Below are 16,583 nucleotides of genomic sequence, written 5' to 3' on the forward strand. Positions count from 1 at the left end.
AGTTAAAAAAGAGAGCAGCGGCCCCTAAGCCGCTGCTTTTTTATGCTCCAACCGCCAACTCATGATTGTGCAATTTAAACACTGCCATGCTGGCTGACAATGCATTGGCTTGCTCCTCTAATGATCGCGTCGCTGCGGCGGCCTGTTCAACCAATGCGGCGTTCTGCTGGGCAACCTGATCCATTTGCGCAATAGCTACATTCACTTGCTCAATACCGCTACTTTGTTCATAACTTGCGGCTGAGATCTCACGCATCAATGCCGTTACTCGGCTAACTTCATCAGCGATCTCATGCATGGTTTTCCCTGCCGATTCGGCCATGTCTGCGCCCTCCTTCACCCGACTTTGCGACTCAACAATCAGATCTTTGATCTCTTTCGCCGACTGCGCACTGCGTTGTGCCAGATTACGTACCTCACCCGCAACCACAGCAAAACCACGCCCCTGTTCACCGGCTCTGGCGGCCTCAACCGCAGCGTTAAGTGCCAGAATATTAGTCTGAAACGCAATGCCATCAATTACGGCAATAATATCTGAGATACGGCGTGAACTTGTGGTAATTGCCTGCATCTTATCAACCACATGACTCACGGCCTCACTGCCCTTATTGGCAATATCCGATACACTCATCGCCAAGCGATTAGCCTGATCCGAGTTTTCAGCATTCATTTTTACGGTTGAGGTCAACTGCTCCATACTGGCCGCAGTCTGTTCCAAAGAAGACGCCGACTCCTCTGTACGTTCAGCCAAATGACTGTTACCGACAGCTAATTCCCGCGAGCCAATACCAATCTGCCCACCCACATCCCGTACATTACTCACTGACGCCACCAGCGATTGCTGCATCGTCTGTAACGCCTTTGCCAATCGGGCCAATTCAGTGTTGCCCTCACTATTGATACTGTGAGTTAAATCACCAGCAGCTATATATTCCAACTGATGAATTGATTGCACCAACGGCTGCAAAATAATGTATTTGAGCGCAAACCATGCCAGTACCGCAGAGATCAACGTGATCACCCCTGCAGCTATAATGATCGTCAGTTTAATTTTGGCGGCATTGTTTGCGTTGGCGATTTGCAATTGACCAGCATCCAGTGCATAGCTGCGAAAGGCAGTGACATCATTGTTAAAGGCTTTACTAATGTCGGTAATACTCTTTTCCAATACAGCGTAATACTCGTCAGCATACCCCGCCTTGATCGCGGTCAGCATGGGTATTACGCCCTTATCAATATAATTTTTATAACTTTTCTGGATATTTATCGCCAATCCCTGCCCGTCTCCCCGGTCAGATACCGCACTGACAAAACGTGCCATCTCTTTTTGCGATAATGCTAGTGAACCTTCAGCCTGTTTTGCCGTTTGTAATGATTCCTCAATCAGACCAATTTCTAACTGATGGATCGCCAGAGCTGCTTCAGTTCTGGCGCTTAACGTGGCATTAAAGCTATTAGATAGAGACCCCAGCTCCTCCCCCTGGATTTGATTTATTATTTGCAACGAGCGCGAACTTTCCTGAATTGAATTAATCCCGATAACACTGACAACTAATAAAATCAACGACATAAAGCTTATCTGGGCAATAAGCCCATTCTTAATGGTAATCTTTTTTAACATCGGTTTTTTTCCGGTTATGTGCAAATGGTTAAGATTACAAAGCGTTAGCATTACAGCGGACGGTCTTATTGTTTGATTAAGTTATCGGCTATACAGATGTCAGCTTGAACTCTCACCGGAAAAACAGCTCAAAATAGATACATTTAGCGAATGACGGGATTTTATCTCACTGAAATGGCCCTCACTCAGGCAATCTCACCGCTATCTGACAGTGAAAAGGGCGGGAATTCACAAAAGAGTTGGCTATAATAGCCAGCACTCCATTTCTGGTTTGATAAAAGGAAACCGACATGAGCTTGAACCAAGTACCCGCAGGTAAAGACCTGCCAGAAGATATCTATGTAGTGATCGAAATCCCTGCGAATGCGGATCCGATCAAATATGAAATCGATAAAGAGACTGGCTCGCTGTTTGTAGACCGCTTCATGTCTACTGCCATGTTCTATCCATGTAACTACGGTTATATCAACAACACCCTGTCATTAGATGGCGACCCGGTTGATGTACTAGTGCCAACACCGTATCCGTTGCAACCAGGTTCCGTGATTCGTTGCCGTCCGGTTGGCGTGTTAAAAATGACTGACGAAGCGGGCGAAGATGCCAAGCTGGTTGCGGTTCCACACAGCAAACTGACCAAAGAATACGACCACGTTAAAGATGTAAATGATCTGCCAGAACTGCTGAAAGCGCAGATCAAACATTTCTTTGAACATTACAAAGACTTGGAAACAGGCAAGTGGGTGAAAGTGGATGGTTGGGAAGATGCCGCCGCAGCTAAAGCCGAGATCCTGGCCTCTTTCGAACGTGCGAAGAAGTAATTTCCCGTTTCGCATGCCAAAAAGCGCCTCTTGAGGATGCTTTAAGCGCGAAAAGTAAAAACACCGCCCTGTGAGCGGTGTTTTTTTTGCTAATAACAGCTTAATTTTATGGCTTGTCGCTCTCTTCATGGCGTTTTAGCCAGTCGCCACTGTAGATACGTGGCACACCTTCGAGCGGTAAGCGATAAAGGTATATCCACGCGCTACCATAAGGCGTCTGAATCAGCTCGCGCCGGTAATCCTTAGTATTACTTTTAAGTTCATCTAACTCATTCATAATAGATGAGTTAATCCGATAAACCTCACAATGCACAGTGCCGTCTCCGGGGATAACCGCCGGATAATGACCTAAGTTGTACATATCAAAGCCTTCAAGGTCATGTTCACCCAACCACTGGGCGTCCGTCATCCAATGACTATTACCTTGCTTGCGCCGTAAACTACCATAGACAATAATTCGCATGGTTAGAACTCAAACTGATAAAGCACATCTAATGCCTGATCAATACCAGACACCGCTTCCAGATACAACCTTGGCATCAATCGATAACGTAATGTTAACGTCGCCAGCGAGTCAAATATACCCACACCGTATTTTACTTGCAGGTCTTTAGTGACATAACCACTTACCACGACTTGTGAGCTATCACCGACTCCCTGCGTATCTAGTGCCAGATTACTGACACCAAATGCCTCGCCGATTTTACCCACAAGTTTACCGCTCTGCGCAACCCCCATGCCAATAAGCATTGAGGTCATCATGCCACTGTCAGCCCCCGAATTACTCAACCCCTGACCACGCAACAGGTATGATAACGCCTCCTGCTGTGACATAGCCGGATCCGAGAACACTTCTAGCCGTGGAGCATCAGCCATCCCGGTAACCCGCACACCAGCAGTAACACCGTCTGCCGTAGCATCTGGATTTCGTATCGCTTCAATATTGAGTAGCGGTTGATCCGGCGGGCCGGAGAACAGCAATATCCCTTTATTGACAATTAAATCCTGACCATAAGCACGGAAGCTACCCGACGGAATATTAATTTGCCCGTTCAAGCCCAACCCGCGCTGATCCTGGATCATTTTCAAATTACCTTGCAAACGGGCTTTCAAACCAAATGCATTCAGACGCACATCATTACCTACCCGAATCACCAGATTACTGTTGATTGGAATACTGGCCGTCCGTGGGGAGATAGGTTTCAGATCGTTATTGAGCATCACCTCATCTGATGAGACACCCACCGCATTTTCCGGCACTTCCTGCACCGTTATCCGCGCCCATGGAATATCGACCGAACCATTGAGGGTGAACAACTGCGGTGTCGCTTCAAAAACAATGTCCGGTGAAACATCAATCCGTACCATTGGTGGGATCGTAACCCGCAACTTATTGCCTTTTGCGGCGATTCGGGCACGCCAGGCATTGATATCACGCCAATCGGCATCACCGGAGAGATTGAGCTGCCCTTGAGAAGTCCGAATTAACCCCTCCAATGTTGAGGTCATACCGTCGAAGTTCATCACCAGACGCCCTTCGGTAATATCAAATGGCATCCAGCTACCATCAACATCGACATTATCCAGCGCCAAACGACCAAAGACTAGCGGGCTCTTCGCATTCCCCCCTAAACGCAGATTGGCGTTTAATGTGCCAGCGGCTTTTTCACCATCACTCAGTATCGGGTTAATCATTGCCAAAGAAATATTACTGATAGCAATGTTACCGGACAAATTGCGCCGCCCTTGTGGATCAGCAACCTGAACCTGCCCGGAGAACTGGCCGTTATTCACCAGTTTAATCAACCAATCAGCCCGCACTTGCCCATTGGTTAGGCCACCATTGAGATTCAGCGTTTCAAAAGCAATCGGTAACGGGTTACCTTGCACTACTTGCTGCACTTTAACCCCATTGCCACTGAGCGATACCCGTACATCTGGCAGGTTACCACCGGCCGTCCAACTGACATCGGCCCGGCCAGTGAACACGCCACTCATGGTGGTATCCGGCCCAAGGAATGGTTTTATCATCGCTAAATCAAAGCGATTGAGAACCACACTCGCCTGCCCACTAGGGCCAGCTTCAATGGCCCGAGGAACACAAAGTTCTGCATTTGGGTTAAGCCAACAGTGGGGTCCGATGGTGACCCGCTGTAAGCTATTTTGGTAATCCAATGCCATCGCACGGCTTAAACGCCATTCACCTACCGGTGTATCGAAACGCGTGTTATTAAGCGAACCGCGCCAACGTTCTTGTTGGCGATCGAAGCTCCCATCCAGCGCCAACTGACCGGAAACTGGTTCCCCTTGTATATTCAGGCGCACCTGATGCTGTTTTTCGCTACCTCGGGCATCTAGCGTCAATAAACTTACAACCAACTCCGCTTGCTTGAGTTGCTCAACCCTAACGGCCAACTGACCCTGAATCTGATCCGTGGAGCGAACGTCACCATCAATCTTAATCCGGTTAATGGTCAGTTCCTGCCATTGCAGGCGGCTGGCGGTGAGGTCCACTAGCAGTTGTGGTGCTGTAAGGTTGCCGCGCAATTTCAGCGCCCCTTTCATCACGCCTCCCAATCCCGGTAACGCACCATCAAGTTGTGGCGCATCCACAGTGGCATCGAGCTGCCAGGTGTCACTAAGGTTGCCTCTCACATCTAACCTATTACGGCCCAATGCCAGATTAATGCCCGGAATATGCCACTGGCCTGCCGCATTCCCTGTCAGGGAGCCACGGGCCGTCACACGGTTTTGTTTCACATTCCCGTCCAGTGCCAGCTCCGGTACTTGTAATTGCCAACTACCACCGTGGATACTGCCACGGGTGACAATTCTACCATCCAGTTTTGCTGGCCACTCCGGCCACTGCTTCGCGGTGTTAATACCCGATAAGGTTAATACCGAGTTCCAACTGATTGCTTTACTCCAATCCACTACGCCAGTCAGGTCAGTGTTACCTTGCAATGCCGCCAGACGTAAACGGGTCAGATTGAATTGCTCAACACTCCCTTTACCGTCAAGAGTGAACACTGCCGGTGGCAGGTCAGTGCCTTTAAAATCAGAACGGATCGAGAGTGCGTAATCTGTCGCCTGCCCATTGAGGCGCATTCGAAGATTATTAATTTGATATTGAGGTTCGCCACTCAACGGCCAACGCAGTTGCTTGCTTTGTAGAGTTAACGCCAGTGGCAAACCAGCCTGTGCCAGCGCAGTTTCTGCATCCAGTTGCGCGCTCACCGGGCCTGACAGATTGAGTGCCACGTTGAGTTTTTCACGCAGCGCACCACCGACAGTTAATTTTACTTTTTCGCCTTTCAACGGCTCAATGTTCAGCGCACTATTGATGACCATACTCACTGGCCACTTATCGGCCAGCGTGGCGTCACCCTGTGCTGACAGCCCACCCTGTGGCGATTTAATCTCCAGCTTATCCAGTGTTATTTGGTTTTGTTGCGTGCTGGCTTGCAGCAAAAGACTACTGATAAGTACGTCGGTATCACCTGTAAGCCGGAGTTGTTGCCCTGAGATCTCTTTAATCTGTAAATCCAGCGGTAAACGGAAGTCCGGCAATTCTGGCAGTAACGGTTTAGCAAACAGCGCTTTTAACGTTTCACCTAGCGGAGCTTCCTGCTCTGATGGCGCGGCTGCCTGTTGCTCAACCGCTTCTTTTACCGCGATAGCCGTTTCAACCGCAGGTTTAGCCGCATCCGGCACCATCGCTGGCACCGTTTTTGGTAAAGCTATCAATAACCCACTGATTTTGGTCGGCATTAGTGCCAGTGCGCGCTGTTGCCAATGTGCTCCAGTGCGGAATTCATCCAGTGAAATCGCGGTGTCATCAATAGTTACTTTGACATTATTCAGCGACAGCATACGCAATGTAATGGGGTACGGAGTACTAAGTTCCCCCATCGGTTCACTACTGGCAGGAGCAGGGGCCGCAGGCGGCATGGCGTTGGTATCCACCACCACATCAATATCTTGTGCCGTCAGGGCATTAATGCACAACTCACTGCGTTTTAGACAAGAGAGCTGTAATGAAAGATGGAACTGCCCTGCTTTAACAGTGACACCCGGCATTTGATATTGAATGCCTTTTAAGGTGAGGTCACGCCACCCCCCACTGACACTGGCGATATCCAGCCCGGGAACCCAACGTGCGGCACTGTTTATCACAAAATGTAGACCACTGGTGGTGCCCAACAAACCCGCCAAAGCCCCGACCAGCAGCAGGATAATGAGCAGAAATGCGATACTGAGTCTCTTTATCCACCTCCCTCCCTTTACCAACATCATAGTTCAGGCCCCAAACCGATATAAAATTGCACGCCACGTGCTTCGTTGTCACCAATAGGTTTGGCGATGTCTAGCTTGATCGGACCGACCGGAGAAGCCCAACGGACCCCAACCCCGGCGCCAGTTTTGAAATCGCTCTTGCGAATATCGTTAACCGCTTCACCCGAGTCGACAAATACAGCCCCCCACCATCTTCCGGTAACGTTATATTGATACTCAAGCGTACCGGTTGCCAGTTTAGAGGCACCGGTTAATTTACCTTCGCTATCGCGTGGGGAAATATCACGGAATTTATAGCCACGAATACTGCGATCCCCACCGGCGAAGAAACGCAGTGACGGCGGTACCCGGTCGAAATCATTGGTTTCAATCCAGCCTAAGTTACCCCGAACGACAAAACGGTTCTTCTCACCCAAAGTACGAATCCACACGTTTTGCGCTTGGAATATGGCGAAATCGACATCTGACCCCCATGTGGTATCAGACACATCAATAGAATAATTCTGACTATCCCCCCACACCGGCATAGCACCGCCGCGCTGACGGGTACGGCTGATGTTCACCCCCGGATACAGCAACATGGTGGTATCAGTGACACTACCTTGAGTAAAGTGATCCAAACTCCAACGCAGGTTAACTGAGCGCTTCCAACCACTGGACAAATCCCAGAAACGGGCAACGTTCAGGGTGGTGGTGTCAGATTTTGTATCATTCAGATCGGTGCGTTTGAACCCACCCTGTAACAGGTAATACTGTTCCAGCGGGTTTTTTAACAGTGGGATTCGATAGCTGAAATCCAGCGTCTGTTCGGGCGCGGAAAGTGTAGTACTGGTGGTTAGACTATGCCCGTAGGAGTTCATCCACGGCTTACGCCAACTGGCCGTCAGACGTGGACCGACATCGGTCGCATAACCGCCCCCCAATTCAACCGTATTTTCGGTACGTGGAGTGACGACCGCATCCAGTGGCAGGACTTTGGTTTTTCTCGCGTCGCGAAAATCCGGTGAAACCACCACCGAGTTAAACCAGTTAGTCGCAGCCAGACGGCGGTTCAATTCGGCCAGTTCATCAGAAGTATAAAACTCACCTTCATGAAAGGGCACCAAATTTTGCAGAAAATCCTCACGGATTTGCGAGCCTTGGAAGGCTACTTTACCAAACCGGTAGCGCTCGCCACTGTCAAAATCAATATCCCAAAAAGCTTTGCGCAACTCAGCGGCAACACCCAACTGGCTTTTGATCATATTGGCGTCAAAATAACCACGGCGTAACGCTAAGCCCGTCAGTGAACTTTTGAAATTATCAAAATCACCATGATTGAGGACTGAGCCAATTTTAGGGGTATCGCGGCGTACCAATGATAGATAATCAGGATCAGTTTTCGCCCCACCTTGCAGCACAATATCAACACCAGCAATCAAAACCGGTTCACCAGGAATCACTTTGGCAATTAAAACGGAACGTGCAGGTGCCGGGCGCGGCTGCAAATCAAAGGTGATGGTGGGGTCGTAATAACCTAACGCGCGTAGCCCCTGACGAATGGCGTCATCCACCCTTGAGCGGAAACGGCCATCGGACGTCACTTCATCCGTACCAATTGTTGATAAACGCGCCCTGACGTTTCTCTCTAAATCCCCGCTAAGACCTTCGACCTGCAACCGCACATTGGCAGCGTAGGCAAGAGGTGTGGCGAGCAATACGCACAAAAAACACAAAATAGGGTATCGTGGCACGCGTACTCCTAATTAATTTTATACCTGCCATCTTCCAAATTGCAGGTGTATTGGCAACTCTCATTACTCGACCTGACCTCTGCAAGCAGCATTTAAATCTGCTCCCAGCAGATTTGTCATCCGAATCACTTACCCTATAAGCTCATCAGGGTTCTCTCCCTTGCCGCTTTACCGCATCTTGAAACCTATTGGGTATATTTTCCTGTAAAAACGATCTGACGGACTTTTTATCACTTACGCAATCATTCCGCACTTAAAGACCGATTTAAACCTGTTATCCCTAAAACTCCACCTTAAGCCGATACATTAACGCAGAATGGCTCTTATTGTGTGCAAACTCGCAATCAGATACAACTGTCTATACCTATTCACTGTAAACATCTTGTTATTAATTTACTGTAAACTTCAAATTCACTGTAAACATTGGAGCCTATTTTGGTGCAAAATTTTGACAAAACTGCCGTCATTGATGCGGCGAATGCCTTACCCGGGCGAATCACACCAATGCCAGTCGCAACTCTCCATGTGGTGAATGGGCATTCCATGACACATATCCCTGACGGAATGGAGATCGCTATCTTCGCCATGGGTTGCTTCTGGGGGGTTGAGCGCCTGTTCTGGCAACTGCCTGGCGTCTACAGTACTGCCGCAGGTTATTGCGGTGGCTACACACCAAACCCAACCTATCATGAAGTTTGTAGTGGCCGCACAGCCCATGCAGAAGTGGTTCGTGTTGTCTTTGATCCGGCCATCATCAGCTATAAGCAACTATTGCAGATTTTCTGGGAAAATCACGATCCCGCCCAAGGAATGCGTCAAGGCGGAGATGTCGGAACACAATATCGTTCAGCCATTTACGTTTTGACACCTGAGCAGCAAGTGCAAGCTAACGAGAGCAAAGCCTTGTTCCAGCAAGCCATGGAGCAAGCGGCTGATCGCCGGTTGATTACCAGTGAAGTGGTGGTTGCACTACCGTTTTACTATGCAGAGGATGACCACCAGCAATATTTGCACAAAAATCCACATGGATATTGTAACCTTGGCGGTATTGGCGTGTGTATGCCGCCTGATTTGTAAGGTTGCCCACGCTCTTATCGCTGCGATTATCCCCAAATTGCGTAGAGTTGCAGGTTGGCAGCAAGGGAATGACAAATCGCTTGGAATGCGGTTTGAACAGCATTTATGCTAGCCCACAGGGGGATTTCAAGCATGGCCGGAGTAATGAACCTAGCTAACTCCGCTGCAACTTAAAGTAAGACGGGTTATACTATTCGGGCTGTTCACTCGGCCCGATGGCGGCTTTCTGCCGTTATCTTAAATTTAAACAGTATTTTTTAATTCAAACAAATGTATGGCCTTCCTTACGATCGCCGGCGCGATTGTCGGTACGACACGGACAGATTATGTTAAACAGTATTTTACTGATTCTTTTTTTAATTGCGGTGAGTGCCTTCTTCTCATTATCAGAGATTTCACTGGCAGCTTCGCGCAAAATTAAACTAAAACTTCTGGCAGATGAAGGCGATATCAACGCCTTGCGGGTACTTAAATTACAAGAGACTCCGGGGATTTTCTTCACTGTGGTCCAGATTGGCTTGAATGCCGTCGCCATTCTGGGGGGTATCGTCGGTGATGCTGCGTTTTCCCCCTCCTTTAAATTGGTGTTTGAACGCTTCATGTCACCAGAGCTTGCCGACCAGGTGAGTTTCATTTGCTCGTTTGTTCTGGTCACCAGTTTATTTATTCTTTTTGCCGACTTAACCCCGAAACGCATCGGTATGATTTCACCTGAAGCGGTTGCCGTTCGGATCGTCAACCCGATGCGCTTCTGTCTGATGATTTGTCGCCCACTAGTTTGGTTCTTCAATGGGATGGCGAATCTAATCTTCCGACTATTCAAGCTGCCAATGGTACGCAATGATGACATCACATCAGATGATATCTATGCCGTCGTGGAAGCAGGTGCATTAGCCGGGGTGTTACGTAAACAAGAGCATGAATTGATCGAAAACGTCTTTGAACTGGAGTCACGTACTGTTCCTTCGTCGATGACGTCACGTGAAAGTGTGATTTATTTTGATCTGCGGGAAAGCGAAGACAGCATAAAAGAGAAGATTTCGACCCACCCACACTCTAAATTCTTGGTATGTGATGGTCATATCGATCAAGTTGTGGGTTATGTCGACTCTAAAGACTTGCTGAACCGGGTATTAGGTAACCAGAGTCTGGTACTGAGCAGTGGCGTGCAAATTCGCTCAGCCCTGATTGTGCCAGACACATTGACACTCTCCGAGGCGCTGGAGAGCTTTAAAACCGCCGGTGAAGACTTTGCCGTTATCCTCAACGAATACGCCCTGGTGGTTGGTATCATTACCCTGAATGACGTGATGACCACGCTGATGGGGGATTTGGTCGGTCAGGGGCAGGAAGAGCAAATTGTTGCTCGTGATGAAAGTTCATGGCTGATTGAGGGCGGTACCCCGATTGAAGATGTAATGCGAGTGCTGCATATCGATGAGTTCCCGCAGTCTGGCAATTATGAAACCATCGGCGGCTTTATGATGTATATGCTGCGCAAAATTCCCAAACGCACGGATTTCGTCAAATATGCCGGCTACAAGTTTGAAGTAGTCGATATCGATAGCTACAAAATCGATCAGCTACTGGTGACTAAACTCAGTGACCTACCAGCCCCAATACTGCCAAAAGCCCCACACGAAAGCAGTGATGCCTAATGAAAGTTTAAATCAGTCATTATTTAAAACATTAGCGGCCCCACAATAGGGGCCGCAATTAATTCTGTTCAGACTAATGTCATACCCAAAGCAATTATGTAAGAAGGGTATCAGCCTGCAAACGCATCACCTGACGATTAACCTCTGACATCACCTCAAAGTGGCGTTTATCCCTAACTTTCGGGATTAAAATCTTACCTTTGTCAAACTCAAAAGCCCCCATATCTTTGATATATAACCTCCCTCGGAAAAGCGTTTTGACATACATCGCCACTTTAGCCGGATTGTAACGTTGGAAGATCCTCATTTTTTTACTTTCCTCCCATGACATCAATACGCTCCCTCTGGTGCCTTAGCGACCAAGATCACAGGTAACGTAATATAATTGCAGAGTAATAGACCTAGAGTATGGGCTTTAGTTCCGCCAAAACCAGTCATTGCTGCTGGATTCACACAAAATTACAGGGTCATATAGATAAAATGAGACTTAATTACAGAATAACCATCTAGTCAGTGTCAGAAATAAATACTGTAGAGAAACAGGACAGACCTCTGATCTGCACCTATTATTGGAAAACTGATGCCCAATAGGTTTCAAGATGCTGGCAAGCGGCAAACACAATCTGCCAACACAGCTGCAATTTGAAAGACTACGGGTAGACCTGCATGCAGGACTTAGTACCCGACATTACCCATAAGATCCCACAAGGACATGCCATGATAAAAAATAGCCTGCTGATACTGTCACTACTACTCACACCACTAATGGCCTGCGCTCACTCCCTACAAATCAACCAGCGGGTACCGCCGGTGGGTGTCAGCGATAAAGGCGAATTAAATTATGATAAAGCTACTGATCAGTTTAGCTACAAAAACTGGAATAGCTCGCAACTGCCCGGCAAAGTGCGGGTGATCCAACATATTGCTGGCCGCACCTCGGCAAAAGAGCTGAATGCCCCGTTAGTGGAAGCCATTAAGCACGCTAATCTGCCACACGAACATTACCAAACGACGACAATCGTCAATACTGATGACGCCATCATCGGCACGGCAGTGTTTGTGCGTAACAGCATTGAAAGTAATAAACGCGACTTTCCCTGGTCACAATTTGTGGTCGATAGCGACGGGAATGTCAAAAAGGCCTGGGGTTTAGCGGAAAAGGGCTCGGCGATTGTGGTATTGGACCCACAAGGGAATGTGAGATTTGCCAAAGATGGCGCATTGACACCGGAGGAAGTACAGCAGGTGATCGATCAATTGCACCAACTGGTGAAACAGTAATCTCCCCTTAAGGTTTGAAGCTGCAGGGAATTCGCTGCGGGCACTCACCCGAATCATATGATTCGTTTGCGTGCCACCTCCCTGCAACGCCACACTCTTTGGCTATGTGGTTAGAATAAAGACACTCTAAAGCCGGGGTTCAGGAAAGATTCACGTGGGGTATAAGAGAGTGGTTTACCCTGCCAATCGTGAACCAGTGCTCCGGCAGCAATGGCTACTGCATGCCCGGCGGCAGTATCCCATACATTAGTAGGCCCAAAGCGCGGGTACAGTTGCGCCTTCCCTTCCGCCACCAGACAAAACTTGAGTGACGAACCGACTGATATAGTCTGGTGTTCACCTAATTGCGACAAATAATCTTCCAATTCAGCATCACTGTGAGAGCGACTGACTACCACTAACGGCGGTAGTGCAGCACGCACCTGAATCTGCATGCGCCTGCCACACTCCTCTTTCCACGCCTGGCCGTTTTCAGCGCTGTACATCACTTCAGTCACTGGGGTATATACCACGCCAAGCACCGGTACTCCTTGGTCAATCAACGCGATATTAACGGTAAACTCGCCATTCCGATGTAGAAACTCTTTAGTACCGTCCAGCGGATCAACCAGCCAGTAGCGCTGCCAGTGTTGACGTACCGCCCAAACCGGCGGATCTTCTTCAGATAACAGTGGGATATCGGGAGTCAGTGCCGCCAATCCGGCTTTGATAATCTGGTGAGCGGCAAGATCAGCCGCTGTCACTGGCGAATCATCTTTCTTATGGGCCACATCAAGGGGTTTATCCCCCTGATAGACCGCCATAATCGCCACGCCTGCGTCGCGGGCCAACTGGCAAATTTGCTCTAACATCATCCACCCCTTGGTATTATGAGTCGTGCCGGATACTGATAGTGGTTGTTTAAATTAATAGTGATTGTTTAGACCGATAGAGGCTCTTGTTACTCGTTCGCCATATATACAGTTTAGAACGCAAACGTAAAAATTAATTATCTAAGCCCAATAGATTTCCAGATGAAGGCAACAAGTGCCACCAGCAGACCTGCAAGTTACAAGATAACGGGGATATGCCCTCAATCATCAGAGTTGCAGACTAATAAGATTCCTACCAAATAGCCATCAATGTCGGTAACTTCCAATAAAATCAGTGGGATTAACCTGCCACAACTGTGAACTTCTGCGCGTTATCCTAGGGCGTTTTCTGCCAAACTTCACACTTTGTTGTAGCAATTAATTAAAGTTACATATTCTTTTGCGATACATGTCGAATAGATTTTAATGGAGAAAGCCATGATCACGCGTCCGCTGACGTTATCTCTTCTTGCCAGCCTGATTGCTGTCGCGACTTCAATGTCTGTAGCAACTGCTGCTACCGTTGATTTGCGGGTATTGGAAACCACCGACCTGCACAGCAATATGATGGATTTTGATTACTACAAAGATAAACCTACCGAAAAGTTTGGTCTGGTGCGCACTGCAAGCCTGATCAGTGCTGCCCGCCAACAAGCAACCAACAGCGTACTGGTGGATAACGGTGACCTGATCCAAGGTAGCCCGCTTGGTGACTATATGGCAGCCAAGGGATTGAAAGCCGGAGAAATTCACCCAGTCTACAAAGCAATGAATACGCTGGATTATGCGGTGGGGAATATCGGTAACCATGAGTTTAACTACGGTCTGGATTATCTGAAAAAATCGCTAGCTGGCGCAAAATTCCCCTATGTGAATGCCAACGTGATTGATGTGAAAACCGGTAAGCCGCTGTTCCAGCCTTATCTGATTGTCGACACGCCAGTGCAAGATCGTGAAGGTAAAACCCATAACTTGCGCATTGGTTACATTGGTTTTGTCCCGCCACAAGTGATGATATGGGATAAAGCAAATCTGAGCGGAAAAGTGACCGTTAACGACATCACTGAAACGGCCAAAAAATGGGTACCTGAGATGCGCAAGCAAGGTGCTGATTTGGTGGTGGCTATCCCGCACTCTGGGCTTTCCAGTGATCCTTATAAAACCATGGCGGAAAACTCAGTTTATTATCTCAGCCAGGTTGCGGGGATCGATGCCATCATGTTCGGCCACGCCCATGCCGTTTTCCCCAGTAAAGATTTTGCCGCCATCAAAGGTGCTGATATCGCTCAAGGCACCTTAAATGGTATTGCAGCAGTAATGCCGGGCCAGTGGGGTGATCATCTGGGGGTGGTCGATTTCGTCCTGAATAATGATAAAGGCCCATGGCAAGTTACTGAAGCCAAAGCTGAAGCACGCCCAATCTATGATAAAGCAGCACAAAAATCGCTGGCAACCGAAGATGCCAATCTGGTAAAAGTGCTAGCAGCAGACCATCAGGGTACTCGTGACTTCGTCAGTCAGCCGATCGGCACAGCATCGGACAATATGTACAGCTATCTGGCACTCATCCAAGATGACCCGACAGTGCAGATTGTGAACAATGCTCAACGCGCCTATACCGAACACTTTATTCAAGGCGACCCCGATTTAGCCAATTTGCCGGTACTCTCTGCCGCTGCCCCCTTCAAAGCCGGCGGGCGTAAAAATGATCCCGCCAGTTTCGTTGAAGTGGAAAAAGGCGAGCTGACCTTCCGTAATGCCGCCGATCTCTATCTGTACCCGAACACACTGGTGGTGGTGAAAGCCAGTGGGGCAGAAGTTAAGCAATGGTTAGAGTGCTCTGCCGCGCAATTCAATCAAATTGATGTGACCAGCAGCAAGCCACAATCGTTGATTAACTGGGATGGTTTCCGTACTTATAATTTTGATGTTATCGATGGCGTGAAATATGAAATCGATGTCAGCCAACCTGCGCGCTATGACGGTGAATGCGCACTGATCAACGATAAAGCCGAACGGATTAAAAACCTGACATTTAATGGCAAACCTATCGATCCGAAAGCCACATTCCTGATTGCGACCAACAACTATCGGGCTTATAGCGGTAAATTTGCCGGTACGGGTGACAGCCATATTGCATTTGCTTCTCCTGATGAAAACCGGGCGGTACTGTCAGCTTATATCAGTGCTGAAACCAAGAAACACGGGCAAGTTACCCCACAGGCTGATAATAACTGGCGTCTGGCAACGATCGACAGTAAGCAGCCACTGGATATCCGCTTTGAAACGTCACCAAGTGCTAAAGCCGCTGAATTTATCAAGCAAAAAGCGCAGTACCCGATGAAAGCACAAGGTACTGATGAAATTGGCTTTGCCGTTTATCAAATCGACTTACAGAACAAATAATCTCGGATAACAGCGCTTCAACGCGCTGTTACTTTTCACAAGTACCTCTTTGTGGTTATATCGCAATCTATAACATGTATTTATTATGCATGTTATAGGCGTTTAACTATTCAATGAGGTGTCATTATGGATTACCGCAATCAGTCTCTCGGTGCCCTGGCTATCGCTATTCCACGAGCCACAAAATTATTCCGTCACCACCAGCTCGATTTCTGCTGTGGTGGTAAACAGACACTGCTACGCGCAGCCAATAAGCTGAACCTGGATATCGATGAGCTGGAAGCACAACTGAGTGCCTTGCAATCCGAGCCTCAGTCATCTGAAGATTGGCAACAGCAGTCGCTGGCTAATATCATCGATTTTATTATCAGCCGCTACCATAACCGCCATCGTGAGCAGTTACCGGAATTAATTCTGATGGCGGAAAAAGTTGAACGGGTACACGGCGAGAAACCAGCCTGTCCGCGTGGACTGGCGGTTGAACTTACTGCAATTTTAGAAGAGCTAACCCAGCATATGTACAAAGAGGAACAAATTCTGTTCCCAATGATAACCCGTGGTATGGGGTCTCAGGCTGGTGGGCCAATATTTGTGATGGAAGCGGAACACGATGCAGTTGGGCAGCAGCTAGAAGTGGTAAAACAGTTAACACAAAATGTCACCCCACCAGAAGGAGCCTGCAATACCTGGCGGGCACTCTACACCGGTATCAATGAATTCATAACTGATCTAATGGAACATATTCATCTGGAAAACAATTTGCTGTTCCCGCGCGCGCTAAAAGGCGAATAATCTCGCTATTGGTCATGGCCGGCATCAATAAATGCAAAAGGGCGACATCA

General features: G+C 48.3%; 12 protein-coding genes. 6 read left to right on the plus strand and 6 right to left on the minus strand.

What is annotated here, in order from left to right:
- Positions 1 to 40: 40 nt before the first annotated feature.
- Complete coding sequence (locus V2A84_RS16810) at positions 41 to 1,621, minus strand: methyl-accepting chemotaxis protein (protein ID WP_442848983.1); 1,581 nt, start codon at positions 1,619 to 1,621, stop codon at positions 41 to 43.
- Positions 1,622 to 1,911: 290 nt separating this feature from the next.
- Here V2A84_RS16810 and ppa point away from each other — a divergent pair, with 290 nt between their 5' ends.
- Complete coding sequence (gene ppa / locus V2A84_RS16815) at positions 1,912 to 2,439, plus strand: inorganic diphosphatase (RefSeq protein ID WP_083160937.1); 528 nt, start codon at positions 1,912 to 1,914, stop codon at positions 2,437 to 2,439.
- Positions 2,440 to 2,545: 106 nt separating this feature from the next.
- Here ppa and V2A84_RS16820 read toward each other — a convergent pair whose 3' ends face one another.
- The 3 genes from V2A84_RS16820 to tamA are packed head-to-tail and all read right to left on the minus strand — an operon-like array spanning position 2,546 to position 8,468.
- A complete protein-coding gene (locus V2A84_RS16820) occupies positions 2,546 to 2,902 on the minus strand; it encodes a gamma-glutamylcyclotransferase family protein (RefSeq protein WP_083160939.1) in 357 nt (118 codons plus the stop codon).
- 2 nt (positions 2,903 to 2,904) lie between these two features.
- On the minus strand, positions 2,905 to 6,732 hold the full coding sequence (gene tamB / locus V2A84_RS16825; RefSeq protein ID WP_153046290.1) for an autotransporter assembly complex protein TamB: 3,828 nt from the start codon (positions 6,730 to 6,732) through the stop codon (positions 2,905 to 2,907).
- Positions 6,732 to 8,468: an autotransporter assembly complex protein TamA gene (gene tamA, locus V2A84_RS16830; RefSeq protein ID WP_102970484.1), complete on the minus strand. Its 1,737-nt coding sequence runs from the start codon at positions 8,466 to 8,468 to the stop codon at positions 6,732 to 6,734. Before tamA ends, tamB begins: the two co-directional genes overlap by 1 nt.
- A 438-nt stretch (positions 8,469 to 8,906) precedes the next feature.
- On the opposite strand from tamA, the gene msrA reads away from it, so the two are divergent.
- The gene (gene msrA / locus V2A84_RS16835) at positions 8,907 to 9,545 is read left to right on the plus strand and encodes a peptide-methionine (S)-S-oxide reductase MsrA (protein ID WP_442848984.1); all 639 of its coding nucleotides are present in this window, start codon (positions 8,907 to 8,909) and stop codon (positions 9,543 to 9,545) included.
- A gap of 326 nt (positions 9,546 to 9,871) precedes the next feature.
- Positions 9,872 to 11,203, plus strand: a complete 1,332-nt coding sequence (locus V2A84_RS16840; RefSeq protein WP_083160941.1) for a hemolysin family protein — start codon at positions 9,872 to 9,874, stop codon at positions 11,201 to 11,203.
- Positions 11,204 to 11,297: 94 nt separating this feature from the next.
- On the opposite strand, the gene V2A84_RS16845 is transcribed toward V2A84_RS16840, so the two are convergent.
- Positions 11,298 to 11,510, minus strand: coding sequence for a DUF1107 domain-containing protein (locus tag V2A84_RS16845; protein ID WP_032906682.1), 213 nt, complete (start codon positions 11,508 to 11,510; stop codon positions 11,298 to 11,300).
- A 410-nt stretch (positions 11,511 to 11,920) separates the two neighbouring features.
- Here V2A84_RS16845 and V2A84_RS16850 point away from each other — a divergent pair, with 410 nt between their 5' ends.
- Positions 11,921 to 12,484 carry a YtfJ family protein gene (locus tag V2A84_RS16850; protein ID WP_083160943.1) on the plus strand — a complete coding sequence of 188 codons (564 nt, stop codon included), beginning with the start codon at positions 11,921 to 11,923 and terminating at the stop codon, positions 12,482 to 12,484.
- Between the two features lie 110 nt (positions 12,485 to 12,594).
- Here the strand turns inward: V2A84_RS16850 and cysQ are convergent, their stop codons facing one another.
- Positions 12,595 to 13,335, minus strand: a complete 741-nt coding sequence (gene cysQ, locus V2A84_RS16855; RefSeq protein WP_442848198.1) for a 3'(2'),5'-bisphosphate nucleotidase CysQ — start codon at positions 13,333 to 13,335, stop codon at positions 12,595 to 12,597.
- Between the two features lie 426 nt (positions 13,336 to 13,761).
- On the opposite strand from cysQ, the gene V2A84_RS16860 reads away from it, so the two are divergent.
- Together V2A84_RS16860 and ytfE are read left to right on the plus strand one after the other, a co-directional pair.
- Positions 13,762 to 15,741: a bifunctional 2',3'-cyclic-nucleotide 2'-phosphodiesterase/3'-nucleotidase gene (locus tag V2A84_RS16860; RefSeq protein ID WP_442848985.1), complete on the plus strand. Its 1,980-nt coding sequence runs from the start codon at positions 13,762 to 13,764 to the stop codon at positions 15,739 to 15,741.
- A 126-nt stretch (positions 15,742 to 15,867) separates the two neighbouring features.
- On the plus strand, positions 15,868 to 16,533 hold the full coding sequence (gene ytfE, locus V2A84_RS16865) for an iron-sulfur cluster repair protein YtfE (protein ID WP_083160949.1): 666 nt from the start codon (positions 15,868 to 15,870) through the stop codon (positions 16,531 to 16,533).
- The last annotated feature ends 50 nt before the right edge of the window (positions 16,534 to 16,583 follow it).

The organism is Yersinia sp. 2553 StPb PI (assembly GCF_052217105.1).
Classification (GTDB): domain Bacteria; phylum Pseudomonadota; class Gammaproteobacteria; order Enterobacterales; family Enterobacteriaceae; genus Yersinia; species Yersinia enterocolitica_E.